The organism is Vibrio sp. RC2502 (genome assembly GCF_054850435.1).
This window is the reverse complement of the sequence record NZ_CM141453.1, coordinates 2971946-2997134: the sequence shown is the minus strand read 5'-3', so window position 1 is coordinate 2997134 and position 25189 is coordinate 2971946. Positions and strand designations below refer to the sequence as shown.

Here is a 25189-nt window from a genome sequence, read left to right as displayed (position 1 = left end):
AGCCGATGCTGGCCTTTTTATTGCGCAAAGACTTGCCTTTCTAATTGGGTGTTGCAAAATACCGCCCTCAATTGTGGTAAACCAGACAATTGATCCTTAAGCCTTGCCAAAACGGATTGGAGCAGCCGACACGCTATGTTGTTGATCATCGATAACTACGATTCTTTCACTTACAACCTTTACCAATACTTTTGCGAGCTTGGCGCTCAGGTAAAGGTCGTACGCAATGACGAAATCGACATTCAAGGTATCGAAGCCCTCAATCCAACCCATTTGGTGATTTCCCCTGGGCCTTGTACGCCAAACGAAGCGGGGATTTCCCTGCAAGCCATAGAGCATTTTGCCGGTAAGCTTCCTATTTTAGGGGTGTGCCTTGGTCATCAAGCCATTGCGCAAGTGTTCGGTGGCGAAGTTGTGCGTGCGAGACAAGTCATGCATGGTAAAACATCGCCGATCCGCCACACGGGTCGCAGTGTGTTTAAAAATCTAAATAACCCACTTACGGTAACCCGCTACCACTCTCTCGTGGTGAAAAACGGCACGTTACCCGATGTGTTTGAATTGACTGCTTGGACGGAACTGCCTGATGGCAGCATGGACGAAATAATGGGATATCAGCACAAAACCCTGCCTATTGATGCTGTGCAGTTTCATCCAGAATCAATCAAAACTGAGCAAGGACATGAGCTGTTAGCCAACTTTCTTGCACGCAGAGCGATCTGATCTCGATCACTTTTCTTAACAAATTGTTCATCTTTTTGACGGTGTAAGTGGAATGCAAAACTATGCGTTTCATGGTTGATGGTCTGCTTATGCACGCCATTTTGACTCGTCTAACCCCTGTATTACATAACTTTTGTAAAAATTCACTTCTCTATTTTACTTTCTTGATGCATAAATACTCATAAGTAGTGATTAACGGCAGTTGCGCAGCAATACGAAAAGAATAAATCACTATTGAAATGGTTAATTAAATGTAAATACAATGCCGCAATAGCTTAAATGCAAAACATTATTTGCTGGCAACGATGGCCGGTTAAATTCGCTTATCTGCTACGCATGCGGTATCAAGAAGGAATGTGCAATGACAACGGAAATTAAAGTAGAGCGCGGTTTATTCGATGAGGTGATGGTACCTTGCTATAACCCGATGGAAATGATCCCTGTAAGAGGCAAAGGCTCACGTATTTGGGATCAGGACGATAACGAGTACATCGACTTTGCTGGTGGTATTGCAGTGAGCTGCTTGGGTCATTGTCATCCAGTAATGGTTGATGCGTTGACTGAGCAAGGCAACAAGCTGTGGCATCTAAGTAACGTGATGACGAACGAGCCGGCACTTCGCCTTGCGAAAAAGCTAACTGAAGTGAGCTTTGCTGAGCGCGTATTCTTTGCTAACTCGGGCGCAGAAGCAAACGAAGCGGCACTGAAATTAGCACGCCGTTACGCGGCAGATGTTCATGGCCCTGAAAAATCAGAAATCATCGCCTTTAAACAAGGTTTCCACGGTCGTACATTCTTTACTGTGACGGTTGGCGGTCAAGCGGCTTACTCAGACGGTTTTGGTCCTAAGCCAGGCGATGTTACGCATTTACCATACAACGATATCGAAGCACTTCAAGCACACATGTCAGATCGCACATGTGCGGTTATGATGGAGCCGCTACAAGGTGAAGGCGGTATCGTGCCACCAACTCCGGAATTTGCCCAAGCAGTACGTGAACTGTGTGACAAGCACAACGCACTACTTATCTTTGATGAAGTTCAAACGGGTAACGGACGTACTGGTCATTTCTATGCTTACCAAGGTCTAGGTATCACGCCAGACATTCTAAGCACAGCAAAATCACTGGGTGGTGGTTTCCCTATCGGTGCAATGCTAACAACAGCAAAACTGGCTGAGCATCTGAAAGTGGGCACTCACGGTTCAACATACGGTGGTAACCCATTGGCATGTGCAGTGGCAGAAGCGGTCGTTAACGAAGTGACAAAACCAGAAGTGCTTGCTGGTGTTTTAGAGCGCGAAGCGCTGTTCCGCGCAGGTCTAGAAAAGATCAATGCGAAGTACAACCTATTCTCTGAAGTTCGTGGCAAAGGTCTATTGCTAGGCGCTGCGTTGAATGAAGAGTGGCAAGGCCGTGCACGTGATGTGCTGGTTGCTGCAGGTAAACAAGGTCTATTGGTATTGGTTGCGGGTGCCAATGTCGTGCGTTTCACACCATCACTCGTTATCACACAACAAGAAATTGAAGAAGGCTTGGCGAAACTGGATAAAGCCATCGCGACTTTAGTTTAAGCGCGATATCAGTTTAAACGTCAACGCAGACACCCCCGTCAAGGATCTCTGATGGGGGAATTGTTCCTACAATATAGTTAGGATCTTCTTGCATCTGGAGGGAGTATTGATGCTAGTAGTTCGCCCTATCGCGATGTCGGATTACGACGCGCTGCACACTTGTGCGGTGGAGTCTGGTCACGGATTTACATCTCTACCGGTTAACGAAGAACTGTTAACCAATCGAATCAAACACTCGGAGTACAGCTTTGGTAAGCCCGACGTGACCGAGCCCGGTGACGAAGGCTACCTAATGGTGGGTTTTGACTCTGAATCGGGTGAGGTTGCGGGTACCACCGGAATCGAAGCATCTATTGGCTGGGACGTACCGTTCTACTCATATCACATCAGTAAAGTGGTTCACTCTTCGCCAAAACTCGGCGTAAATAACGTCGTTAAACTACTGACATTTGGCAACAACTACACGGGGAACAGTGAGATTTGTACGCTGTTCCTACGCGAAAAATATCGCCAGGGCTTAAATGGCCGTCTGATGTCTAAGTGCCGTTTTCTTATGATGGCGGAGCACCCAGAGCGTTTCTCTAAAACCATCTTTGCCGAGATGCGTGGCGTCTCTGATGCGAATGGTAATTCTCCATTCTGGCAATGGTTACAAGAGCATTTCTTCTCTATTGATTTCACACTTGCAGATTATCTTACCGGCATCGGCAAGAAAGGCTTTATCGCTGACTTGATGCCAAAGCTGCCAATTTACATCAACCTATTGAGCCCAGAAGCACAAGCGGTGATTGGCCAAGTGCATGACAACACGCGCCCAGCGCTGAAGCTGTTAGAGCGTGAAGGATTTACCAACCGTGGCTACGTCGACATCTTCGATGGCGGTCCAACGGTTGAGTGTGACTTACGCAATATCGAATCGGTACGTCATTCATTCCGTGCTCAAGTCAAAATCTCAGCGCATACCAGCACTCAAGACTTCTTGATGTGTAACTCGTCATTCGAGAACTTCCGTGCCGCTGCAGCAAAAGCCGCGTACGACGCAGAAACGCAAAGCGTTGTGTTGGCGCCTGAATTAGCTGATGCGCTCTTGGTGAAGGACGGGGATTTCGTTCGCCTTCTACCGCAGTAACAGACGACAGAATTTAAGGATAGTAACAATGACACATTGGATTGCAGGTGAATGGGTACAAGGTCAGGGTGAAGAGTTTGTGTCTCTGTCGCCGTACAACCAAGAAGTAATTTGGCGCGGTAACGGTGCAACGGCGGAACAAGTAGACCAAGCCGTTGCTGCAGCGCGTGCTGCGTTCGTCGAATGGAAAAAACGTCCATTCGCTGAACGCGAAGCAATTGTGTTGGCTTTTGCTGAAAAAGTGAAAGAAAACAGTGAAAAAATTGCCGAAGTGATCGCGAAAGAAACGGGTAAACCAATTTGGGAAACGCGCACAGAAGCGGCTGCAATGGCTGGAAAAATCGCTATTTCTATTCGTGCCTACCATGACCGTACTGGTGAAGCGACTCGCGAAGCAGCGGGCAACCAGATTGTATTGCGACATCGCCCTCTTGGCGTAATGGCGGTGTTTGGGCCATATAACTTCCCTGGTCACTTACCGAATGGCCACATCGTTCCTGCCTTGCTAGCGGGGAACACAGTTGTGTTCAAACCATCTGAGCAAACGCCTTGGACTGGCGAGCTAGCTATGAAATTGTGGGAAGAAGCGGGTTTGCCAAAAGGCGTGATCAACCTTGTTCAAGGTGCGAAGGAAACCGGTATTGCGTTGGCTGATGCGAAAGGTATTGATGGCATTCTGTTTACGGGCAGTGCGAACACGGGTCACATTCTGCATCGTCAGTTTGCAGGTCAACCAGGCAAGATGTTAGCGCTAGAAATGGGTGGCAACAACCCGATGGTCATCTCTGATAACTACGGTGATTTGGATGCAACGGTGTACACCATCATCCAATCGGCATTCATCAGTGCTGGTCAACGTTGTACTTGTGCTCGTCGTCTATACGTGCCGTTTGGTGAGAAAGGGGATGCTCTGATCACTAAGCTGGTGGAAGCGACGAAAAACATTCGCATGGATCAACCATTCGCAGAACCTGCGCCATTTATGGGCCCACAAATCTCTGTGGCTGCGGCGAAGTTCATTCTTGATGCGCAAGCAAACCTGCAATCTCTAGGCGGTGAAAGCTTAATTGAAGCGAAAGCAGGAGAGGCGGCGTTTGTTTCTCCTGGCATCATCGATGTGACTAACATTGCTGAGTTGCCAGATGAAGAATACTTCGGACCGCTGCTGCAAGTCGTGCGCTATGAAGGTTTAGATAAGGCCGTAGAGCTGGCGAATGACACGCGCTTTGGCTTGTCGGCAGGTCTTGTATCAACAGACGATCAAGAATGGGAATACTTTGTTGACCACATTCGCGCAGGCATCGTAAACCGCAACCGTCAATTGACGGGCGCAAGTGGTGACGCACCGTTTGGTGGCCCAGGTGCATCAGGCAACCTTCGTCCAAGCGCGTACTACGCGGCGGATTACTGTGCTTACCCTATGGCATCCATGGAAGGGCAGGAGACGGAATTACCTGCGACATTGAGCCCAGGCGTGACGCTTTAAGTTTCAATAACAGGGTCACGACCATGCATCGTGGCCCAATGTGCTGACGCATCATTTAGGTTTGGGTAGTACGCGTTGGCATTACACGGCAAGTGAGCACAGACTCAAAAAGCGTGTTTGACTGACTGACATTTACCGTCACAGGTTGATGGTTGCTCGTTCATTATTCTGGACAGCTTTTGGGCTGTGAACGAGCGACCACACTCTTATCTTAATCCTACATCTCGTAACAAGGAGTCGTTATGACGCCCGATGTGTTATTTGAATCGCTATGGCAAGACTACATCCAACGTCTTTGTCCTTCTGCTGCTAAGGTGCATCAGCTTCTACAAGAAGATGAGGCTCTGATTAATGATCATATTGCTTTACGCACTTTCAATGTTGAACCGCTAGGTATCGAGACATTGGCGAAACCGTTTTTAGCTGCTGGCTATAAAGCGTGTGGGGACTACGTATTTGAGAGCAAAAAACTGGTCGCAAAACACTATGAGCACCCAGATCCGAAGCAGCCTAAAGTCTTCATCAGTGAGCTGAAAGTCGAAGAGTGTTCGCCAGAGCTGCAAGATATTGTGGCGAAACTGGTTGCGCAAGTGGATGCTGAAAAACTGTCGGGCAGTGCATTTCTGCATGGCGGTCGCTTATGGGAGCTAAGCTTTGCTGATTACCAAACGTTGGCTAAAGAGAGCGAGTATGCGTCTTGGCTGGCCGCGCACGGTTATGGTGCTAATCACTTTACGGTGAGTGTGAATCAGTTGAATCAACACGATGAAGTCAAACAGGTTAACGACCATCTTCGTCAAGCAGGGTTTGTGATCAATGAGTCGGGCGGTGAGGTGAAGGGTTCACCGGAAGTGCTGCTTGAGCAATCGTCGACGATGGCAGACAAAGTGCCAGTGACCTTCGAAGAAGGTTCGGAAATTATCCCAGGTGGCTTTTACGAGTTTGCTAAACGTTACCCAATGGAGAATGGCGAGTTGTATCCAGGATTTGTTGCCGCTTCAGCAGACAAAATTTTTGAAAGCACTAATGGTTAAACGTACCAATGGCTAAACGCCATGGAATACCTTGGGCTAACCTGCTAGTTCGTTAGCCTCTTGCGACCTAGAGCCTGACTGCAAGGCAAATAAAAAGCCACCAATGTCGCCATTGGTGGCTTTTATAATTTTGTTCGTGTCACTCTAAATTGAGATTAACGAGTACCGTAAACCACGATAGTTTTACCGTGCGCAGAGATTAGGTTCTGCTCTTCTAGCATCTTCAAGATACGACCTACTGTCTCACGAGAACAGCCAACGATTTGACCGATTTCTTGACGAGTGATCTTGATTTGCATGCCGTCTGGGTGAGTCATCGCATCTGGTTGTTTAGCAAGGTTCAGAAGCGTCTGAGCGATACGACCAGTTACGTCTAGGAACGCTAGGTCACCCACTTTTTGGCTAGTTACTTGAAGACGACGAGCCATCTGCGCAGAAAGACGCATTAGGATGTCTGGGTTTACTTGGATAAGCTGACGGAACTTCTTGAAAGAAATTTCAGCAACTTCACAAGGAGATTTAGCGCGAACCCAAGCTGTACGCTCTTGGTCTTCTTCGAATAGACCAAGTTCACCAATAAAGTCACCTTGGTTTAGGTAAGAAAGAATCATTTCCTTACCTTCTTCGTCCTTGATAAGAACCGCAACAGAGCCTTTAACGATGTAGTACAACGTTTCAGCTTTTTCACCTGCGTGAATTAGCGTGCTCTTTGATGGGTACTTATGAATATGACAGTGTGAAAGAAACCACTCTAATGTTGGGTCGGTTTGAGGTTTACCTAGAACCATAATATCTCACTTCCTCTGCAGGGTACGCTTGCGCTATCCATATTTTAGCTAAGCCTGAATTAGGCTTACTAGAATAAGAGCACTTTTTATATGCTGCAAGCTCTCTTGTGTTTCGGTAAGAAATAGTATCCTTTTTCGAAAACGATTTCTTGATTTTAATCGTGCCATGATTGAGATTTTGTAAGCAAAACTGTGCACATGATCACGGTATGAAAAGTAAACATCTAGCCTGCTACGTTTTTAGCCAATTTTTCCTGTTTCAATCAGCTGTTGTAGGATAGGCCTAACTATGAGCTCCATTGCAAAGCTCATTTTGCCGCCTGGCACAACAATGGTGTTGTGGCGCGACATAAATGAGCCATCAATCATGGCCAGCAGATATGGGAAGTCGACATTCTTAATGCCGCGCAGACGAATCACCACAAAACTTTCATCTAAACTCGGAATGCCTTTGGCGTTAAGCGGGTTGGAGGTATCGACGGTTGGGACGCGTTGAAAGTTGATGTGAGTACGAGAAAACTGCGGAGTGATGTAATTGAGGTAATCGTCCATTGAGCGCACGATTGAGTCCATCACCGCTTCACGCGAATGGCCGCGATCGCGAGTGTCGCGCACGAATTTTTGGATCCACTCTAAGTTCACAATTGGCACCATGCCAATCAAGAAATCCACATGCTGAGCAACATTAACATCGCCATCAACCACACCACCATGCAGCCCTTCATAAAACAGCACGTCGCTGTTTTCAGGTAAGTCTTGCCACGGTGTAAATGTGCCTGGCATTTGATTGTAGGGAACTGCTTCGTCAAAGGTGTGCAGATAACGGCGCACACTGCCAGTGCCGTCATGACCGAACTTACGGAAAAACTCTTCTAATCCCGGGAAGTCATTCGCTTGCGGACCAAAGTAACTGATGTGTCGGCCTTGCTCGCGGGCTTTGCGAATTTCGATGTCCATTTCAGGGCGAGTAAAGCGATGGAAGCTGTCTCCTTCCACCCATGCCGGCCTGATGTTCATCATATTGAACATCTTGCGGAATGCTTCAGACGTCGTGGTTGTGCCGGCACCGGATGAACCAGTAACCGCAATGATTGGGTGTTTAGCTGACATGACAAACCTTGTCGAAAATTACGTACCTGTAAAGTGCAGCAGCGAACCGCTGCACGGTCGATAACCCACTATAGCATGTAACAACGACTTGTCATCGAGTGGGATACGGTAAAAATGTGAACGTGCTAAAACTTTGCTTTGAGTTGAATATCAACCGTTTCATGCAGTTCTGAGAACACGATGACGGCTTCACCTTTTTCTAGTTGCGTCTTCACTTGATCGATTTTGTTTTGCAGTGAAATTTCAACCGCGCCATAGTCGGTGCCTTCGCGTAGTACGAACTCACGAATTAGATTTTCCAGTGTTTCTGGCGCGATGTCTTGCCAAGGAATGATCATAAATACCTCAAACTTTTATGATGAAAGGCTAGTTTACTGTGTTCGCGGTTTGGATACAGCTGAAAGGTACTCTGCCGCGACACTTTCGTAGTACGCGGGCAGGGCTTCCTCTAACCAGAACTTTGGTTTTAATGCCGTACCAGTCAGAAAACCAACGTGTCCGCCGTGCTCAAACAGACGGTAATCAATGTTATCTGGCAGAACAAATTTGGGGATCACCTCTTCGGTCATGAACGGGTCGTCTTTGGCGTGGATGATCAAAGTTGGCAAGGTGATCTGCTGTAACTTGCTCAATCCTGAGCATTGATCGTAATAATCTTGTGCATCCTTAAAACCATGCAGAGGTGCAGTGATCAAGTCATCAAATTCGTACAGACGAGTAACGCGCTTGATGGAGTTGTACGACAGCGCCAATTCGCCATGCAGTAAATGATGTTTTTGTAGAGCATTCCGTTTGAGCGAAGAGAGTAGGTAACGGCGATACACTTTGGAAAAGCCCTGCTCAATTCGATTGGCACAAGCCGCCAAATCCAGTGGTGCAGAGACGATGGTGGCCGCTTTTAAAATCGGGTCATCTTTGTATTGTGCTAAGTAGTTCGCCAGCATATTGCCACCAAGGGAGATGCCGACGGCGACTTTTGGATTGTTTGGAAAGCGCAGATGAAGGTGTTCCAAAAAGAAGCGAGCATCCGTTACTTCTCCTGAATGGTATGCGCGAGCTTTTTTGTTCGGTTTGCCGCTACAGCCACGAAAATGCATCATCACCGATAACCAACCAGATTTCGCAAACGCATTCATCAGGCCGTTTGCATACGGGCTATAGAAGCATCCTTCCAAGCCATGAAACAAAACGAAGATGGGTTTGTTCTGCGCGGGTTCTTTGGTGGGATCTTCACTCCAAGCGAGATCGAGGAAGTCGCCATCGTCGGTATCCAGCGTCTGCCAAATAGGCGTAAACAGCGCTTTTTTACGAATAAAGCGCGGTAAAAGGGTCTGAAGGTGCGGGTTCTTGATCCCGGCGGCTGCGAAAAATTGTGTCATACCTAACTGCTCTTATATGGTCCTTCATGTCAGTTGAAGAACTTATTAATATAATCCTTTATAAAGATTATAGGTATTCTACAGCGTTATGAGTGTTTTGGTGGGTGAATGTTTGGCACAGGGATAGCAAAGGCTTGTTGCAAATGCTCTCCACCAAGCTGACGACAGTATCTGAGCGTGAGTGGATCGCCATCGTTTTTAATCAGTGTAAGTGAGTTAATACAGTCGACCAAATCGGCTTGTTGTTGCTTTTCGAGTTGCAGTTCAAACTGCAGGCTTTCTCGATATAACGCATCGTTCACTTGGGATTTTAGATGACGTCGCAGGTCGCGAAAAGAGTGCAGCAGCGTTTCACTACGGCCAAGACAGCTTTGGACTAAGTGCCAGTCTTTCTCTTGGAAGATAAGCTGCTGCTCGTCGAGCCAACGGAGCAGCAGTAATAGATTCACGTTACCGTGGTAATTGTTTTGCAATGATAAACACGCTTCTTTTACTTCTCGCACGCCATAAAACTGCAGGCTGAACTGCCAAAGGTGTTCTAGGGTAAGAGTGTATTCCGCGTGTTTGTTTGTCATTGGTTAAACTCTAGCTCCATCTGCTCCAGTTCTTCCTGAGCAGACATCCATTCCATTTCCACTTCTTCAAGTTCTGATTTGCTCGAAGCTTGAAGGGCCAGCACTTCATTTAGTTTAGCTTTATTTTCGGCTTCATACAGTGAGTTATCCGCCAATTGTTCTTCAGCCTCTGCCAGTGCTACACCTAACTTATCCATTTTATTTTCTAATTGTGTCAGGGTTTTGCGAATTGGCGCCGTCAGTTTACGAAATTCCGCTTCGCGACGTTTTTGCTCTTTCTTCGCAGCGGCACTGTTTGCGGTATCTTTAACTGGTTGCGACGCTTGTGCTTCTTTTCGCTCGGCTTTTTGTTGTTCAGTCAGCCACTTGTAGTAGTCGTTTAGGTCACCATCGAATGGCGCAACTTGACGATCATGCACTAAGTACAAATCATCGGTGGTTGCGCGCAGTAAGTAACGGTCGTGTGAAACAATCACCATCGCACCTTCGAACGTTTGCAGAGCCATGGTTAACGCTTGGCGCATGTCTAAATCTAGGTGGTTGGTTGGTTCGTCGAGTAGCAATAGGTTTGGTTTTTGCCACACGATCAATGCCAGCACCAAGCGTGCCTTTTCACCACCAGAGAACGGTGCGACTTTTTCTAGCGCTTTGTCGCCTTGGAAACCAAAACTACCTAGGTAATCGCGCAGTTGCTGCTCTGTTTGATCCGGTGCAATCTGCATCATGTGCTGCAGTGGTGTTTCTTCAGGGTGCAACGTTTCCAACTGGTGCTGAGCAAAGTAGCCGATCTTTACGCCTTGCGAATAGGTCAGATCGCCGCCTTGCGCTTTAAGTTCACCTGAAAGTAGTTTGATTAAGGTCGATTTACCTGCGCCGTTGCGGCCAAGCAAACCAATACGGCTGCCCGGTACTAAGTTCAGACGAATCTTTTCTAAAATTAGGTTGTCGCCGTACCCTGCCGATACGTCGTCCATCATCATGATTGGATTTGGCAGTGCAGCTGGTTGACGGAATTCAAAGCTGAATGGGTTATCGAACTGCGCGGGCAAGACTTTTTCCATGCGTTCTAGCGCTTTGATTCGGCTTTGCGCTTGGCGCGCTTTCGACGCTTTGTAGCGGAAGCGGTCGATGTAGCTTTGCATGTGCGACATTTGCTTTTGTTGTTTCTCGAACATCGCTTGTTGCAGCATCATTTTTTGCGCACGTTGATTTTCGAATGACGAATAGTTGCCCGTGTATTCGTTCAGCTGTTGGTTTTCTATGTGGATGATGCGACCAACGATCGGATCTAGGAAATCTCGGTCGTGCGAGATCAAGATAAGTGTGCCAGGGTAGTTTTGCAGCCAGCGTTCTAGCCACATTACGGCGTCCAAATCCAAGTGGTTGGTTGGTTCGTCGAGCAGTAGTAGATCGGAACGACACAATAGTGCTTGAGCCAAGTTAAGGCGCATACGCCAACCACCAGAGAACTGAGTTAAGTTCCAGCTCATCTGTTCTTGGCTAAAGCCAAGGCCGTCAAGCAATTCTGCCGCACGGGCACGGATGCTATAACCGCCAATGGTTTCGATCTTGCCGTGAATTTCTGCCACCAGCGTACCGTTGTCTTTTTCTTCGGCAACCGCTAGCTGTTGCTCAAGACCACGGTATTCGCGATCACCATCAATGACATATTCTAGTGCGCTGCGTTCTAAAGCAGGTGTTTCCTGCGCTACCCACGCCAATTCCCAATGCTGAGGTTGGCTGAACGAGCCCGCGTCAATCGACAGTTCATCTTTCAGTAGAGCAAATAAGGTCGATTTACCACAGCCGTTTTTGCCAACCAGACCCACTTTGTCACCTGGGTGAATGGTTGCCGATGCTTGGTCTAAAAGAGGTTTACCGCCACGCAGTAACTGAATATCAGAGAAGGTAATCATAGGGTTTTTGTTCACTTTGCGCAGCGCGCGTTTCTTGGTCGTTGATCTCGCGATGAATAGTAGGGCTATTGACGGGAAAAGTCGATCACTGAGCTTTAATTGCATTATGCTATACAAAAAAGTATAACAATTTGATAACGGATAAAAATCACCACAAGGACGACCATTTGGCTGTAGCAGCGTCTATTCTCCCAAGAGTTCTGGTCATTTATGCTCACCCAGAGCCACACAACTCCATTGCCAATCAAGTGATGATAAAGCGAGTGCAATCACTTGAGCACGTGACGGTGCACGATCTTTATGGCGCTTATCCTGATTTCTTTATCGATGTGAATCACGAACATGATCTACTGATGAATCATGATGTGATTGTCTTTCATCATCCTCTTTATATGTACTCATGTCCGGCGTTGTTGAAAGAGTGGTTAGACCGAGTACTCGGCAAGGGCTTTGCGTTTGGCGACGGTTCTGCACTGGAGGGCAAATATTGGCGCAGTGTAATCACCACGGGTGGTAAAGAAGAAGCCTTCAGTGCTAGGGGGTATAACAAGTATCCGTTAGAGCAGATTCTGCAACCGTTCGAGTTGACGGCGGCACTATGTCAGATGCATTGGATGGAGCCGCTGGTGTTGTATTGGTCGCGCAATGTTTCTGATATTGAACGCTATGAACACGCGGAGCAGTATCGTCGATGGCTGAGTCATCCTCTTGATGAGTGGGAAGCGTTGCACCAAGGAGGTCAGCATGGCGATAACCAGTGAGTTTCTACAAAGCAGTGTCGTGTTTCTGTCGGCGGCGGTGATTGCTGTTCCTTTGGCGCAGCGATTTGGCTTAGGTTCAGTGCTTGGCTATTTGTTGGCAGGGGTATTGATTGGCCCATGGGGATTACGCCTGATTAGCGATGTCGATGCGATTCTGCATTTTGCCGAGCTCGGGGTGGTGTTACTGCTGTTCTTAATTGGCTTGGAATTGAACCCGAAAAAATTATGGCAAATGCGAGGGCCGATTTTAGGTCTTGGCGGCGCGCAAGTTGTAGTGACGACGGCGGTTATTGGTAGCATTGTCAGTTTGTTTGGCTTGAGTATGCAGGTGAGTTTGGTCATCGGCATGGGGCTCGCCCTTTCCTCTACGGCCATTGCACTCAAAGTTATTGAAGAGCAAGGCCTCAATGGCACCGAAACGGGCCAGTCTGGTTTTGCTGTGCTGCTTTTTCAAGATATCGCCGTCATACCGATGTTGGCTATGTTACCGCTTTTGGCTGGTGAACAGAATGTAGGCAGTTGGTTCGATGCTTTTACCGTTTTAGGCAGTGTCGTAGCCTTGTTGATTGGTGGTCACTTTTTATTGCGCCCTCTGTTTCGTTTTGTCGTGATGAGTGGGGTTCGCGAGTTATTTACCGTGGCTTCACTCTTGGTGGTGCTAGGCATTTCGGTGGTGATGCAAAAACTGGGCTTGTCCATGGCGCTAGGAACTTTCTTAGCTGGAGTGCTGCTGGCCGAAAGTGAATATCGCCATGAGCTAGAAATCGCTATCGAGCCGTTTAAAGGCTTGCTGCTTGGTCTGTTTTTTATCGCGGTTGGTATGGCGGTAAACTTAGGCTTACTGGCGTTGCATCCTCTTGAAATTCTTGGTGCGGTGGTGGCTTTGGTTGTGGTGAAAGGTTTGGTGTTGTACGCCCTAGCCAGGGCGGGGCGAGTGCGAGAAAAAGCACGTAGCCGTATGGCCGCCATCTTGAGCCAAGGTGGTGAGTTTGCTTTTGTGATTTTCACCGCGGCAAGCCAAGAAGGCATTTTATCCAAAGAACAAGTGGCGTTTTTGTTGGTTGTGGTGAGCCTATCGATGGTGACCACGCCACTCTTGTTGATGGGACAAAAGAAGTGGTTCGCTCATACGCTGAATCAGGAAGAAGAGAGCGTCACCAGTCACGTGGTTGATCGTCGTCCTCGCGTCATCATTGCGGGTTTTGGTCGTTTTGGGCAAATCGTTGGGCGCTTAATGTACGCCAATAAAATCAAAGTTACGGTATTGGAAAGTGACGCCAGCCAAATTCACTTACTGCGTAAGTACGGCTACAAAGTTTTTTATGGCGATGCCACGCAAATCGATTTATTGCGCGCCGCTGGCGCAGACAAAGCGGAAGCGTTAGTGATTTGTACAGACTCGCCGGATGAAGTGATGGCGATTGTCGATATCTGCCGTACGCATTTTCCGAATCTCAAATTGCTCGCTCGTGCTCGAAGCCGAGTTGAGGCCTATCAGTTGATGAGCCATGGTGTGCAAAACTATTCGCGTGAGACCTTTTTAGGCGCACTGGATCTTGGTCGTCAAACTCTGGTTGAGTTAGGCATGCACCCATATCAAGCAAAGCGGGCAGAAGCACATTTTCGTAAGCTCGATAATGCTATGCTTAAAGACTTGCTGCCTCAGCATAATGAAGATAAGAAGCTCGCCCAAAGAGCCAAAGAAGCTCGTAAAGAGCTAGAAGAAATTTTTGGTCGTGAGATGGAAAGCGATCACCAGTCGCCTAATCATTGGAAGTAGTACCCGCAGACCTAAGCGGGAAAAGGAACAAAAGTGAAAGCCAAGAAACGTTTTATTGCGGGGGCAACTTGCCCACAGTGCAGCCAGCAAGATACCCTACGCTGGTGGATAGAAAACAATATTGAGTTAGTCGAGTGCGTTGAATGTGACTACACCGAGCAGCGTAAACCGCAATCTGTAGAGAAAAATAAACACTCCGCGCAGGAAATGATTGGGATTTTTAAGCCTGAGTAATTGAACTTCGATAATTGATCCCCATAATACTACCATCGCAGTACTTAACCCCATTCTGGTTAAGTCAATTAATCTCTCTGGAGTTAGTATGAAAATTGAAAAGAACGTTGTTGCAAGCCTTGCATACAAAGTAATGATGGAAGACGGTGTAGTAGTTGACCAATCAACTGCAGACGCGCCTCTAGATTACCTTCACGGTCACAACAACCTAATCACAGGTCTTGAAAAAGAGCTTGAAGGTAAAGTGGCTGGCGACAAGTTCTCAGTAACTGTAGCTCCTGAAGATGCATACGGTGAGCACAACGATGCTCTAGTTCAGCGCGTTCCTGCTGACGTATTCCAAGGTGTTGAGCAAATCGAAGTTGGCATGCGTTTCCTAGCAGACACTGACCAAGGTCCAATCCCTGTAGAAGTGACTGAAGTAGACGGCGACGAAGTGGTTGTTGATGGTAACCACATGCTAGCAGGTCAAACGCTAACATTCGAAGTTGAAGTAATGGCAACTCGTGAAGCAACAGCAGAAGAGATCGAACACGGTCACATTCACCAAGCTGGTGGCTGTTGTGGTGGCCATGACCACGATCACGACCATGAAGGTGGCTGCTGTGGCGGCGAAGAGAAAGGCGACGACCACGAATGTTGTGGCGGCGGCGGTTGCGGTTCTCACTAATCGCATGCTCTTCACTAGATAAACGCATCTAGTAAAGCTTTAAAAAAGCGCAAGTTGAGGTTTCAACTTGCGCTTTTTGTTTATCTGCGGTGTAGTGCAAATCATACAAGGAATAACAGTTGGACAAAGCGATGACGAAACCGTTCTCAATTGCCATTCACGGCGGAGCAGGCACCATTTTGCGTGAACAAATGAGTGATGAACTTCAGCAATCCATCTTGGCAGACTTAGAAGCTGCGGTAAAAGCAGGACACCAAATCCTCGAACAAGGCGGAGAAGCGCTTGATGCGGTGGTCGCTGCGGTAAAAGTATTGGAAGACTCTCCCAACTTTAATGCGGGTAAAGGTTCGGTTCTTACTCACAACGAAATGGTAGAAATGGATGCCTCTGTGATGGATGGTCGCAACCTTGCCGCAGGTGCTGTCGCGGGCGTTAGACACATTAAAAACCCGATCGAGCTGGCTCGGGATGTGATGCTTCGCAGCAACCATGTGTTGTTGGTTGGTGAAGGTGCTGAGAAGTTTGCTTTTGAACAAGGCCATCAATACACCGAACAAGATTACTTCTTCACAGATCGCCGTTATGAACAGCTGCTCTCAATGCGTGAGAAAGGTTTGTTTGCGTTATCTGAGTCTCGTTACCCGGATGATCGTAAACACGGCACCGTAGGCGCAGTGGCGCTAGACCAGCAAGGCAACTTAGCTGCGGCGACCAGTACGGGTGGGGTAACCAATAAGCAATATGGTCGTGTTGGAGATTCTGCACTGATAGGCTGTGGCACGGTGGCTGAGAATGGCGTGGTGGCAGTTTCAACTACGGGTGTTGGTGAGTTCTTTATTCGTAAACGTGTTGCGGAAGATGTAGCAGCACGTATGCGTTATTTGCAAGAGGACGTACATACCGCGTGTGAAGCCATTATTCAGGGAGATCTCAAAACCATGGGCGGAGAAGGTGGCCTGATTGCCATTGATGCGAATGGGGCGTTGCATTTCGCTATGAACAGTTCGGGGATGTATCGTGCGGGTATCAATACTCTCGGTGAGTTGAGTGTGAAAATCTACGCTAACGACTAACCGTTCGATTATTTCACGACGAGCAACCGTGCAATTATAACAAAGCCCAGCATAAGTCTGGGCTTTGTTTTGTCTTTCGCGTATTGATCAGTAATGCGGCGGCGGTGGCTCGTTGGCTGGATCTTCCATATTCGAAGAATCCATATTTTTCACTTTGCCTACTACGTACTTCATTTGATCTTGCATCTTCGTGATCTGCAATTGTTGTTGTGACAATGCACTGTTCAGATCTTCGATTGTTTGCTCTTGGAACGCCACCTGACACTCTAAGTCGTTGATGCGTGCTTCCAATTGCTCAATGAGTTTTTCTGTCATGACCCGTTCTCTAGTTGCCAAGCTTGGGCGATGCCCGCCGATGTGGCAGTAATTACACGTTGCTTAGAATCAAAGGCAGCATCATACACGACCGCGCGAGGAGGGCGAGTATCTTTTTTCGGCTCGACTTCAAATCCGTCAATGCGCTTTCCGCTCTGCGTATCCCAAATCGAGACGCGGCCTGAAGGTGTTCCCGTTACCAGTCGAGAGCCATCATCAGAAAAACGCGCGGTAGAGAAAATCAACTGGCGTGACCAACTGCTGAGTTGTGAAACCTTTTGCCCCGTTTCTAAATTCCAAATGATCGCTTGATTGCCACCGTCTGACGTCATGGCGAGTTTGCCATCTCGTTGCAGTGCCACGCGTACAACACGTTGTTCATGCTCAAAAGTTCGTAATACCTGACCAGATTCAGTATCCCAGAGGTAAGCTTTGTAGTCGTTACCGCCTGTTAATGCGAATCGACCATTAGGAGAGATGGCGACAGAGTTGACTTTTTCTCGGTGAGCGAGGAACTCCAAGCGACGACCGGTGACTAAGTTGACGTAAATGGCTTTACCGTTTGAGAGCCCAAGTAGCACTTGTTCACCGTTGCTGGTGATGTCGATGTCGCGAATTAATGCGTCAGAAATGGACCACAGCCCTTGTGCTTGCGTCCAGCCAAGGTCCCAAACGGCAAAGTTCATTTGACCTGCGGTTACAGCAAAACGGCCGTTGTCTGAAATACGAATATGAGATACCGCGTTGCCATCGGCATCAAGCTCTCCGAGCGTTGCGAGTTTTTTGTTTTGCTCTAGGTCCCACAAAACCAAGTGGTGTTCTTCAGAGTAGAGCAGGGCAAATCGACCATCTCGGCTGAGTCCAAAGCTCGTTGAGCCCTGTGGTTCGAGTGGCCAACGTTGAACTTCATGCTCGGTAAAAAAGCAACCATTTAACGTGGTGATGACAATTAAATATAGGAATAAATGAGAAATTCTTTGCATCACATCTAATAATCCGGTTTGTGTCTTAAGACATATAGCTAGTATATTGGTATAACGATTGTCTTCACCAGTCTCATATAAGATTTGTGCACAATAACCAATGGCGAAGCCATTATTGGGAGAATTTAATGAAATCAGTTTTAAAAGTGTCGCTACTTGCTGCAACAGTAATGCTAGCGGTAGGTTGTCAGAAAGAAGAAACAAAACCAGAAGCAGCACCTCAAGCAGAACAAGTTCAAGCAGAAACAGGTAAAGCGGTTCACTTTAAAACCGACGACGACAAAGCGGCATACGCAATCGGTGTTTCATTTGCTAACTACCTAAGCACTAGCATCGAAAAACCAAGCGAAATCGGTATCAACCTAAACAAAGACCTTGTTCTTAAAGGTATCGAAGATGTCTTTAAAGGCAACGCAGAGCTAAACGAAGAAGAAACACGTGCTGCTCTAGAGTCTCTAGACAAGCGTGTTGCTGAGAAGATGCAAGCACAAGCAGCAGAAAAAGCAGCGGCAGCGAAAAAAGCTGGCGATGATTTCCGTGCGGAATTCGAAAAGCAAGAAGGCGTAGTGAAAACAGACACCGGTCTTCTATACCAAGTAATCACACCTGCTGAAGGCGAGAAGCCAAAAGACACTGACACTGTACAAGTACACTACAAAGGTACGTTGATTGACGGTACTCAGTTCGACAGCTCTTACGATCGTGGTGAGCCAGCAACGTTCCCTCTAAACCGTGTTATCCCAGGTTGGACAGAAGGTGTTCAGCTAATGCCAGTGGGTTCTAAATTCAAATTTGTTATCCCGCCAGAGCTTGCATACGGTGACCAAGACACGCCAAGCATTCCAGCAAACTCAACACTTGTATTTGAAGTTGAGCTACTAAAAGTTGAGAATGACAAAGCTGAGCAATAAGAACGAGCTGAGCTAAGTTATTGAAAAAGGTCCGTTTAACGGGCCTTTTTTGTTCTAGGTCACTAGTTGGTGAGTTTGCTAGGTTGCGTTTCAAATTTTCTGATAAACTTACACCAATTTGTTGATTTTTCGCTCGAAGGCTTATGACAACTACAGAAACAATAAATGCGGAGATGTTGCTCGAAATGGAATCGGTTAACGTGATGCCATTTACTGAGCACGACAAAATCATCTTGAGATCTTACGAAGCGGTCGTGGACGGTATCGCGAGCCTGATCGGTCCGTTTTGTGAAATCGTTCTTCACTCTCTGGAAGACTTAAATACCTCTGCAATCAAAATCGCCAATGGCGAAAACACCGGCCGCCAAGTAGGTTCGCCTATTACTGACTTAGCGCTAAAAATGCTGAAAGACATTGAAGGCTCTGAGCGTAATTTCTCACGTTCTTACTTCACACGTGCCAAAGGCGGCGTACTAATGAAGTCAATCACTGTTGCGATCCGCAACGGTGAAAATCGCGTAATTGGTTTGCTGTGTATCAACGTCAACCTTGATGCGCCATTTTCGCAAGTGTTGCAATCTTTCATGCCAACGCAAGAAGCGAAAGAAGCCGCTTCATCGGTGAACTTCGCGAGTGACGTAGAAGAGCTGGTGGACCAAACCGTTGAACGTACGATTGAAGAAATCAATGCGGATAAATCGGTATCGAACAACACTAAGAATCGTCAGATCGTGATGGAGTTGTACGATAAAGGCATCTTCGACATCAAAGATGCCATCAACCGTGTTGCCGATCGTCTTAACATTTCAAAACACACCGTGTACTTATACATTCGTCAACGTAAAACCGAGGACGAATAAGCGTGGGTGGATTAACTTACACGCTGGTGGTAAATGGCTCTGTTTACGGCAGCCAATCGGCACGCAGCGCATACCAATTCGCACAAGCAGTCATTGAACAAGGGCATACTCTGGTGAGTGTGTTCTTTTATCAAGATGGTGTGACCAACGGTACTGCGTTAAGTGTGCCAGCTAATGATGAGTTTGATTTGACTAAAGCATGGCAAGGTCTCGCTAAAGAACATGATGTGCGTTTGGAAACGTGTGTCGCTGCAGCGCTGCGTCGTGGCATCATTAGTGAGGATGAAGCCACTCAACATGGTTTAACACAAAACAATCTTGCAGAAGGTTTTGTACAAGCAGGTTTGGGCAGTCTAGCCGAAGCGATGTTAACCCAAGACAGAGTGGTACAGTTTTGAGTCAGTTAACTTATCTATTTCGAAGCGCACCGCATGGCAGCGCAGCTGGTCGCGAAGGCGTTGATGCGCTTTTAGCGGCTTCCGCGTATTGCGAAGATATCACCGTGATCTTTATCGGAGATGGCGTGTATCAACTTCTGTTAGGGCAAGAACCTAGTGGTATCTTAAGCAAAGATTACGCGCCGATGCTCAAGTTATTCGATCTATACGACATCGAACAGGTGTTTGTGTGTTCAGAATCATTAGCGCAACGAGGATTGGCTCAAGCTGATCTCGTTATAGATGCTCAAGCACTCAGCCTTGAGCAAGTAAAAGAAAAACTGCAGCAAGCTGGCAAGTTACTGTCATTCTGAGGACGCTATGTTACACATCATCAAAACTGTTTCAGCCTTAGAAGATGCATTCGCATTGTATAGCGAACAAGATGCTGCCTTGCTGATTGAAGATGCCGTCTACGCCGCAAATCCACAGCACAAGGTGTTTAGCCATGTAAAACACGCCACTGTGTTCGCATTAGAAAGCGATATTCAAGCGCGTGGAATGGCAAATCGTATCAGTCCATCAGTGACTGTTGTAGACTACGTTGGCTTTGTCGAATTGACGGCAAAACACGATAAATCTCTCACCTGGGATTAATACACCTTTCCTGTCGATAAAGCTTTACGGATGAATTGCTCTAATTGAACAAAAAAGATCCGTATATTTCTTGACACACCTCTCACTGCTGCATAGAATTTTGCGTCCCTAACTGCCAATGGTGGCTAGGGATAGATTTTTCACAAAGCTTACTTTCAAGTAAATCAGGAGCTAGTTAATGGCAACTATTAACCAGTTGGTACGTAAGCCACGTGCAAAGCAAGTTGTTAAAAGCAACGTGCCTGCACTAGAAGCGTGCCCACAAAAACGTGGTGTATGTACTCGTGTTTACACTACTACACCTAAAAAACCTAACTCAGCACTTCGTAAAGTTTGTCGTGTACGTCTGACAAACGGCTTCGAAGTTACTTCGTACATCGGCGGTGAAGGTCACAACCTTCAAGAGCACTCAGTTGTTCTAATCCGTGGTGGTCGTGTTAAAGACCTTCCAGGTGTGCGTTACCACACTGTTCGCGGCGCACTAGACTGTGCTGGCGTAAATGACCGTAAACAAGGTCGTTCTAAGTACGGTGTGAAGCGTCCTAAGTCTTAATGGATTCCGTTAAGTAAGGCCAAACACTAAATTATTTTTAATTTTTTGAAAAAACTGAAAAGTTTTGGATAAAACCTGAAGAAGACAACGGAGATAAATCCATGCCACGTCGTCGCGTCATTGGTCAGCGTAAGATCCTTCCAGATCCAAAATTCAAATCTGAATTGCTGGCAAAATTCGTTAACATCCTAATGGTTGACGGTAAAAAATCTACTGCAGAGAAAATCGTTTACACTGCACTAGATTCTATGGCTGAAAAGTCTGGTAAAGACCACTTAGCTATTTTTGAAGAAGCTCTTGAAAACGTTCGCCCAGCGGTAGAGGTTAAATCTCGCCGTGTTGGTGGTTCAACTTACCAAGTTCCTGTAGAAGTACGTCCGGTTCGCCGTAACGCACTTGCTATGCGTTGGTTGGTTGAAGCTGCGCGTAAGCGTGGTGAAAAATCTATGGCTCAACGCCTAGCTGCTGAAATGCTAGACGCGTCTGAGAACAAAGGTACTGCTGTTAAGAAACGTGAAGACGTTCACCGTATGGCAGAAGCGAACAAAGCGTTTGCACATTACCGTTGGTAATACCTTTTCAGTGCTGCAAGGTTCCTTGCAGCACTTCTTTAGTTCCTATGCCTATGCTAGGAACTATTGCTATATCTAGGGGATAGCATTTTTTAGCTATAGCAATAGTCCCTATCTCTAAGTTAAGAGGATTCAATCGTGGCTCGCAAAACTCCTATTGAGCACTACCGCAATATCGGTATCTGTGCTCACGTAGATGCAGGTAAAACAACCACTACTGAACGTATTTTGTTCTACACTGGTCTGTCTCATAAAATCGGTGAAGTTCACGATGGTGCAGCAACCATGGACTGGATGGAGCAGGAGCAGGAACGTGGTATCACTATCACTTCAGCTGCGACGACTACTTTCTGGCGTGGTATGGAAGCACAGTTCCCTGAGCATCGCGTAAACATCATTGATACTCCAGGACACGTTGACTTTACGATCGAAGTAGAGCGTTCTCTTCGTGTACTTGATGGTGCAGTGGTTGTGTTCTGTGGCTCGTCTGGTGTTGAACCTCAGTCTGAAACAGTATGGCGTCAAGCTGACAAATACCACGTTCCTCGTATGGTATTTGTAAACAAGATGGACCGTGCAGGTGCAGACTTCCTACGCGTTGTGGATCAAATTAAAAACCGTCTTGGTGCGAACCCTGTTCCAATCCAACTAAACGTTGGTGCTGAAGAGGACTTCCGTGGTGTTATCGACCTTATCAAGATGAAGATGATCAACTGGAATGATGCCGACCAAGGCATGTCGTTTACTTACGAAGACATTCCAGCAGACATGATCGAGCTTGCTGAAGAGTGGCGCAATCACATGATTGAGTCTGCAGCAGAAGCAAGTGAAGAGCTGATGGACAAGTACCTTGAAGAAGGTGAATTGACCGAAGCTGAGATCAAACAAGCTCTACGTACTCGCACACTAAACAACGAAATCGTACTGGCTACTTGTGGTAGTGCGTTCAAAAACAAAGGTGTTCAAGCGGTACTGGATGCAGTAATCGAATTTTTGCCATCGCCATCTGACGTACCTGCAATTAAAGGTGTTGACGAGAAAGATAACGAAATTGAACGTCACGCAGACGACAATGAACCGTTCTCAGCACTGGCGTTCAAGATCGCGACAGACCCATTCGTGGGTACGCTTACTTTCATGCGTGTTTATTCTGGTGTTGTTAACTCAGGTGACGCGGTTTACAACTCTGTAAAAGAGAAGAAAGAGCGTTTTGGTCGTATCGTTCAGATGCATGCAAACAAGCGTGAAGAAATCAAAGAAGTTCGCGCTGGTGATATTGCTGCTGCTATCGGTCTGAAAGATGTAACGACAGGTGACACACTGTGTGACCAGAACCACAAAGTGATTCTGGAGCGCATGGAATTCCCTGAACCAGTTATTCAGATCGCTGTAGAACCTCGTTCTAAAGCAGACCAAGAGAAAATGGGTATCGCGCTAGGTAAACTGGCTGCGGAAGATCCATCATTCCGCGTAGAAACGGACGACGAAACAGGTCAGACTCTGATCTCTGGTATGGGTGAACTTCACCTAGATATCATCGTTGATCGTATGAAGCGTGAATTCAGCGTTGATTGTAACGTTGGTAAACCTCAGGTTGCTTACCGTGAAACCATTCGTGGTAAAGCGGAAGTGGAAGGCAAGTTCGTTCGTCAATCTGGCGGTCGCGGTCAATACGGTCACGTATGGGTCAAACTTGAGCCTTCAGAACCTGGTGAAGGTTTCGTATTCGTAGACGAAATCGTGGGCGGTGTGATTCCTAAGGAATACATTAGTTCGGTAGCGAAAGGTATCGAAGAGCAAATGAATAGTGGTGTTCTAGCGGGTTACCCTGTCCTAGATATTAAAGCTACACTATTTGATGGCTCTTACCACGATGTAGACTCAAGCGAGATGGCGTTTAAGATCGCTGGCTCGATGGCATTCAAGAAAGGTGCACTAGAAGCACAACCTGTGATTCTAGAACCAATGATGAATGTCGAAGTAACCACTCCGGAAGATTGGATGGGTGACGTTGTTGGTGACCTAAACCGTCGTCGCGGTATGATCGAAGGTATGGATGAAGGTGTGGCTGGTCTTAAGATCATCCGTGCTCAAGTTCCACTATCTGAGATGTTTGGTTACGCAACTGACCTACGTTCTGCAACTCAAGGCCGTGCGTCTTACTCTATGGAGTTTAACGAGTACGCTGAAGTGCCGAAAAACTTCGCAGATAAAATTATTGCAGAGCGTGGTTACTAATTGACGATTGAACTACAAAAAGTTTACGACTTTTTGCGAGATCAAGCCGTCCAAATATTGCGCTAACGGGCGTTGGCGCATAAAATAACAATTTCTGGCGCGTCGTAGATCAATAATGATCACGGCGAATCATAACTAGGAAGGAACACGATCGTGTCTAAAGAAAAATTTGAACGTACGAAACCGCACGTTAACGTTGGTACTATCGGCCACGTTGACCACGGTAAAACAACTCTAACTGCTGCTATCTGTACTACTCTAGCTAAAGTGTACGGCGGTGAAGCGAAAGACTTCGCATCTATCGATAACGCTCCAGAAGAGCGTGAGCGCGGTATCACAATCGCAACTTCTCACGTAGAGTACGACACTCCAAGCCGTCACTACGCGCACGTTGACTGTCCAGGACACGCTGACTACGTTAAAAACATGATCACTGGTGCTGCACAGATGGACGGTGGTATCCTAGTTGTTGCTGCGACAGATGGCCCAATGCCACAAACTCGTGAGCACATCCTACTAGGCCGTCAGGTTGGTATCCCATACATCATCGTATTCATGAACAAATGTGACATGGTTGACGATGAAGAGCTACTAGAACTAGTAGAAATGGAAGTTCGTGAACTTCTATCTGAATACGATTTCCCAGGTGATGATCTACCAGTTATCCAAGGTTCTGCACTAGGCGCACTAAACGGCGAAGAGCAGTGGGAAGCGAAAATCGTTGAACTAGCTGAAGCTCTAGATACTTACATCCCTGAGCCAGAGCGTGCGGTAGATCAGCCATTCCTAATGCCTATCGAAGACGTATTCTCAATCCAAGGTCGTGGTACAGTAGTAACTGGCCGTATCGAGCGTGGTATCCTAACAGTTGGTGACGAAGTTGCTATCGTAGGTATCAAGGATACAACTACTACAACATGTACTGGTGTAGAGATGTTCCGTAAGCTTCTAGACGAAGGCCGTGCAGGTGAGAACGTTGGTGCACTTCTACGTGGTACTAAGCGTGACGAAGTTGAACGTGGTCAAGTACTAGCTAAGCCTGGTTCAATCACTCCACACACTAAGTTCGAATCAGAAGTATACGTACTGTCTAAAGAAGAAGGCGGTCGTCACACTCCTTTCTTCAAAGGTTACCGTCCACAGTTCTACTTCCGTACAACTGACGTAACTGGCGACATCTCTCTACCAGAAGGCGTAGAAATGGTAATGCCAGGCGACAACATCCAAATGGTTGTTGAGCTAATCGCACCAATCGCAATGGACGAAGGTCTACGTTTCGCTATCCGTGAAGGTGGCCGTACAGTAGGTGCTGGTGTTGTTGCTAAGATCTTCGAATAATTCTTAACGAATTAAACGAAATCTTGCACTCTTCTTCTTTTTGAAGAAAGCGCATCAAGAAAAGGGAGGCTTCGGCTTCCCTTTTTCGTATTTGTTTTTTATTTAGTTATAAGCACAAACTGAAGGTGCTCCCTTCTTGTTTTAAAAAAACAAC

Annotated in this window: 27 protein-coding genes; 19 read left to right on the top strand and 8 right to left on the bottom strand. The window is 46.9% G+C overall.

Annotation, left to right across the window (positions count from 1 at the left end):
- Positions 1 to 135 precede the first annotated feature (135 nt).
- The 5 genes from ACYJZR_RS13955 (at position 136) to ACYJZR_RS13935 (ending at position 5945) form a co-directional block, all read left to right on the top strand.
- Positions 136 to 723: an aminodeoxychorismate/anthranilate synthase component II gene (locus ACYJZR_RS13955; RefSeq protein WP_005458124.1), complete on the top strand. Its 588-nt coding sequence runs from the start codon at positions 136 to 138 to the stop codon at positions 721 to 723.
- Between the two features lie 361 nt (positions 724 to 1084).
- Positions 1085 to 2296, top strand: coding sequence for an aspartate aminotransferase family protein (locus ACYJZR_RS13950; RefSeq protein ID WP_005458126.1), 1212 nt, complete (start codon positions 1085 to 1087; stop codon positions 2294 to 2296).
- A gap of 109 nt (positions 2297 to 2405) precedes the next feature.
- Positions 2406 to 3425: an arginine N-succinyltransferase gene (astA, locus tag ACYJZR_RS13945; RefSeq protein ID WP_029826539.1), complete on the top strand. Its 1020-nt coding sequence runs from the start codon at positions 2406 to 2408 to the stop codon at positions 3423 to 3425.
- Positions 3426 to 3453: 28 nt separating this feature from the next.
- On the top strand, positions 3454 to 4911 hold the full coding sequence (gene astD / locus ACYJZR_RS13940; RefSeq protein ID WP_005480036.1) for a succinylglutamate-semialdehyde dehydrogenase: 1458 nt from the start codon (positions 3454 to 3456) through the stop codon (positions 4909 to 4911).
- A gap of 242 nt (positions 4912 to 5153) precedes the next feature.
- Positions 5154 to 5945 (top strand): DUF1338 domain-containing protein, encoded by a 792-nt coding sequence (locus ACYJZR_RS13935; protein ID WP_017449501.1) that lies wholly within the window; start codon positions 5154 to 5156, stop codon positions 5943 to 5945.
- A 155-nt stretch (positions 5946 to 6100) separates the two neighbouring features.
- Here the strand turns inward: ACYJZR_RS13935 and crp are convergent, their stop codons facing one another.
- From crp to ACYJZR_RS13905, 6 genes are all read right to left on the bottom strand, one after another.
- Complete coding sequence (crp, locus tag ACYJZR_RS13930) at positions 6101 to 6733, bottom strand: cAMP-activated global transcriptional regulator CRP (protein ID WP_005381432.1); 633 nt, start codon at positions 6731 to 6733, stop codon at positions 6101 to 6103.
- 240 nt (positions 6734 to 6973) lie between these two features.
- A complete protein-coding gene (locus ACYJZR_RS13925; protein ID WP_005458134.1) occupies positions 6974 to 7843 on the bottom strand; it encodes a phosphoribulokinase in 870 nt (289 codons plus the stop codon).
- 125 nt (positions 7844 to 7968) lie between these two features.
- Positions 7969 to 8181, bottom strand: coding sequence for a YheU family protein (locus ACYJZR_RS13920; protein ID WP_005458136.1), 213 nt, complete (start codon positions 8179 to 8181; stop codon positions 7969 to 7971).
- A gap of 33 nt (positions 8182 to 8214) precedes the next feature.
- Entirely contained in the window at positions 8215 to 9222 is a 1008-nt protein-coding gene (locus tag ACYJZR_RS13915) for a hydrolase (protein WP_005496534.1), read from the bottom strand.
- 86 nt (positions 9223 to 9308) lie between these two features.
- On the bottom strand, positions 9309 to 9797 hold the full coding sequence (locus ACYJZR_RS13910) for a TIGR02444 family protein (protein WP_005458139.1): 489 nt from the start codon (positions 9795 to 9797) through the stop codon (positions 9309 to 9311).
- Positions 9794 to 11713: an ABC transporter ATP-binding protein gene (locus ACYJZR_RS13905; protein WP_021449774.1), complete on the bottom strand. Its 1920-nt coding sequence runs from the start codon at positions 11711 to 11713 to the stop codon at positions 9794 to 9796. Before ACYJZR_RS13905 ends, ACYJZR_RS13910 begins: the two co-directional genes overlap by 4 nt.
- Before the next feature lie 167 nt (positions 11714 to 11880).
- On the opposite strand from ACYJZR_RS13905, the gene kefG reads away from it, so the two are divergent.
- The 5 genes from kefG (at position 11881) to ACYJZR_RS13880 (ending at position 16231) form a co-directional block, all read left to right on the top strand.
- Positions 11881 to 12474: a glutathione-regulated potassium-efflux system ancillary protein KefG gene (gene kefG, locus ACYJZR_RS13900; protein WP_025578685.1), complete on the top strand. Its 594-nt coding sequence runs from the start codon at positions 11881 to 11883 to the stop codon at positions 12472 to 12474.
- Entirely contained in the window at positions 12458 to 14254 is a 1797-nt protein-coding gene (kefB, locus tag ACYJZR_RS13895) for a glutathione-regulated potassium-efflux system protein KefB (RefSeq protein ID WP_005464769.1), read from the top strand. Before kefG ends, kefB begins: the two co-directional genes overlap by 17 nt.
- Positions 14255 to 14287: 33 nt before the next feature.
- Positions 14288 to 14488, top strand: a complete 201-nt coding sequence (locus ACYJZR_RS13890; RefSeq protein WP_005464767.1) for a YheV family putative zinc ribbon protein — start codon at positions 14288 to 14290, stop codon at positions 14486 to 14488.
- A gap of 88 nt (positions 14489 to 14576) precedes the next feature.
- Positions 14577 to 15158 (top strand): peptidylprolyl isomerase, encoded by a 582-nt coding sequence (gene slyD / locus ACYJZR_RS13885; RefSeq protein ID WP_005485547.1) that lies wholly within the window; start codon positions 14577 to 14579, stop codon positions 15156 to 15158.
- Between the two features lie 131 nt (positions 15159 to 15289).
- Positions 15290 to 16231, top strand: coding sequence for an isoaspartyl peptidase/L-asparaginase family protein (locus ACYJZR_RS13880; RefSeq protein WP_029784730.1), 942 nt, complete (start codon positions 15290 to 15292; stop codon positions 16229 to 16231).
- Between the two features lie 87 nt (positions 16232 to 16318).
- On the opposite strand, the gene ACYJZR_RS13875 is transcribed toward ACYJZR_RS13880, so the two are convergent.
- Together ACYJZR_RS13875 and ACYJZR_RS13870 are read right to left on the bottom strand one after the other, a co-directional pair.
- On the bottom strand, positions 16319 to 16546 hold the full coding sequence (locus ACYJZR_RS13875; RefSeq protein ID WP_005458294.1) for a SlyX family protein: 228 nt from the start codon (positions 16544 to 16546) through the stop codon (positions 16319 to 16321).
- On the bottom strand, positions 16543 to 17529 hold the full coding sequence (locus tag ACYJZR_RS13870; protein WP_017449506.1) for a WD40 repeat domain-containing protein: 987 nt from the start codon (positions 17527 to 17529) through the stop codon (positions 16543 to 16545). The genes ACYJZR_RS13875 and ACYJZR_RS13870 overlap by 4 nt, the downstream gene beginning before the upstream one ends.
- A gap of 128 nt (positions 17530 to 17657) precedes the next feature.
- Between ACYJZR_RS13870 and fkpA the strand changes: the two genes are divergently transcribed.
- From fkpA to tuf, 9 genes are all read left to right on the top strand, one after another.
- Entirely contained in the window at positions 17658 to 18440 is a 783-nt protein-coding gene (gene fkpA / locus ACYJZR_RS13865; protein ID WP_005458290.1) for an FKBP-type peptidyl-prolyl cis-trans isomerase, read from the top strand.
- 143 nt (positions 18441 to 18583) lie between these two features.
- Entirely contained in the window at positions 18584 to 19300 is a 717-nt protein-coding gene (locus ACYJZR_RS13860) for a helix-turn-helix transcriptional regulator (RefSeq protein WP_005438378.1), read from the top strand.
- Between the two features lie 2 nt (positions 19301 to 19302).
- Entirely contained in the window at positions 19303 to 19698 is a 396-nt protein-coding gene (gene tusD / locus ACYJZR_RS13855; RefSeq protein ID WP_005458288.1) for a sulfurtransferase complex subunit TusD, read from the top strand.
- A complete protein-coding gene (gene tusC, locus ACYJZR_RS13850; protein ID WP_005458285.1) occupies positions 19695 to 20051 on the top strand; it encodes a sulfurtransferase complex subunit TusC in 357 nt (118 codons plus the stop codon). The genes tusD and tusC overlap by 4 nt, the downstream gene beginning before the upstream one ends.
- Before the next feature lie 7 nt (positions 20052 to 20058).
- Positions 20059 to 20334 carry a sulfurtransferase complex subunit TusB gene (gene tusB, locus ACYJZR_RS13845; RefSeq protein WP_023622860.1) on the top strand — a complete coding sequence of 92 codons (276 nt, stop codon included), beginning with the start codon at positions 20059 to 20061 and terminating at the stop codon, positions 20332 to 20334.
- Between the two features lie 178 nt (positions 20335 to 20512).
- Entirely contained in the window at positions 20513 to 20887 is a 375-nt protein-coding gene (rpsL, locus tag ACYJZR_RS13840; RefSeq protein ID WP_004399892.1) for a 30S ribosomal protein S12, read from the top strand.
- A 101-nt stretch (positions 20888 to 20988) separates the two neighbouring features.
- Positions 20989 to 21459, top strand: a complete 471-nt coding sequence (rpsG, locus tag ACYJZR_RS13835) for a 30S ribosomal protein S7 (protein WP_005488949.1) — start codon at positions 20989 to 20991, stop codon at positions 21457 to 21459.
- 138 nt (positions 21460 to 21597) lie between these two features.
- Positions 21598 to 23697 (top strand): elongation factor G, encoded by a 2100-nt coding sequence (fusA, locus tag ACYJZR_RS13830; protein WP_005496543.1) that lies wholly within the window; start codon positions 21598 to 21600, stop codon positions 23695 to 23697.
- Positions 23698 to 23850: 153 nt separating this feature from the next.
- Entirely contained in the window at positions 23851 to 25035 is a 1185-nt protein-coding gene (gene tuf / locus ACYJZR_RS13825) for an elongation factor Tu (protein ID WP_005480487.1), read from the top strand.
- The last annotated feature ends 154 nt before the right edge of the window (positions 25036 to 25189 follow it).

What these genes read in the sequence shown, in the direction of transcription:
- ACYJZR_RS13955 (WP_005458124.1), top strand. Translation starts at nt 136, where the DNA reads ATGTTGTTGATCATCGATAACTACGATTCTTTCACTTACAACCTTTAC.
- ACYJZR_RS13950 (WP_005458126.1), top strand. Translation starts at nt 1,085, where the DNA reads ATGACAACGGAAATTAAAGTAGAGCGCGGTTTATTCGATGAGGTGATG.
- astA (WP_029826539.1), top strand. Translation starts at nt 2,406, where the DNA reads ATGCTAGTAGTTCGCCCTATCGCGATGTCGGATTACGACGCGCTGCAC.
- astD (WP_005480036.1), top strand. Translation starts at nt 3,454, where the DNA reads ATGACACATTGGATTGCAGGTGAATGGGTACAAGGTCAGGGTGAAGAG.
- ACYJZR_RS13935 (WP_017449501.1), top strand. Translation starts at nt 5,154, where the DNA reads ATGACGCCCGATGTGTTATTTGAATCGCTATGGCAAGACTACATCCAA.
- crp (WP_005381432.1), bottom strand. Translation starts at nt 6,733, where the DNA reads ATGGTTCTAGGTAAACCTCAAACCGACCCAACATTAGAGTGGTTTCTT.
- ACYJZR_RS13925 (WP_005458134.1), bottom strand. Translation starts at nt 7,843, where the DNA reads ATGTCAGCTAAACACCCAATCATTGCGGTTACTGGTTCATCCGGTGCC.
- ACYJZR_RS13920 (WP_005458136.1), bottom strand. Translation starts at nt 8,181, where the DNA reads ATGATCATTCCTTGGCAAGACATCGCGCCAGAAACACTGGAAAATCTA.
- ACYJZR_RS13915 (WP_005496534.1), bottom strand. Translation starts at nt 9,222, where the DNA reads ATGACACAATTTTTCGCAGCCGCCGGGATCAAGAACCCGCACCTTCAG.
- ACYJZR_RS13910 (WP_005458139.1), bottom strand. Translation starts at nt 9,797, where the DNA reads ATGACAAACAAACACGCGGAATACACTCTTACCCTAGAACACCTTTGG.
- ACYJZR_RS13905 (WP_021449774.1), bottom strand. Translation starts at nt 11,713, where the DNA reads ATGATTACCTTCTCTGATATTCAGTTACTGCGTGGCGGTAAACCTCTT.
- kefB (WP_005464769.1), top strand. Translation starts at nt 12,458, where the DNA reads ATGGCGATAACCAGTGAGTTTCTACAAAGCAGTGTCGTGTTTCTGTCG.
- slyD (WP_005485547.1), top strand. Translation starts at nt 14,577, where the DNA reads ATGAAAATTGAAAAGAACGTTGTTGCAAGCCTTGCATACAAAGTAATG.
- ACYJZR_RS13880 (WP_029784730.1), top strand. Translation starts at nt 15,290, where the DNA reads ATGACGAAACCGTTCTCAATTGCCATTCACGGCGGAGCAGGCACCATT.
- ACYJZR_RS13875 (WP_005458294.1), bottom strand. Translation starts at nt 16,546, where the DNA reads ATGACAGAAAAACTCATTGAGCAATTGGAAGCACGCATCAACGACTTA.
- ACYJZR_RS13870 (WP_017449506.1), bottom strand. Translation starts at nt 17,529, where the DNA reads ATGCAAAGAATTTCTCATTTATTCCTATATTTAATTGTCATCACCACG.
- fkpA (WP_005458290.1), top strand. Translation starts at nt 17,658, where the DNA reads ATGAAATCAGTTTTAAAAGTGTCGCTACTTGCTGCAACAGTAATGCTA.
- ACYJZR_RS13860 (WP_005438378.1), top strand. Translation starts at nt 18,584, where the DNA reads ATGACAACTACAGAAACAATAAATGCGGAGATGTTGCTCGAAATGGAA.
- tusB (WP_023622860.1), top strand. Translation starts at nt 20,059, where the DNA reads ATGTTACACATCATCAAAACTGTTTCAGCCTTAGAAGATGCATTCGCA.
- rpsL (WP_004399892.1), top strand. Translation starts at nt 20,513, where the DNA reads ATGGCAACTATTAACCAGTTGGTACGTAAGCCACGTGCAAAGCAAGTT.
- rpsG (WP_005488949.1), top strand. Translation starts at nt 20,989, where the DNA reads ATGCCACGTCGTCGCGTCATTGGTCAGCGTAAGATCCTTCCAGATCCA.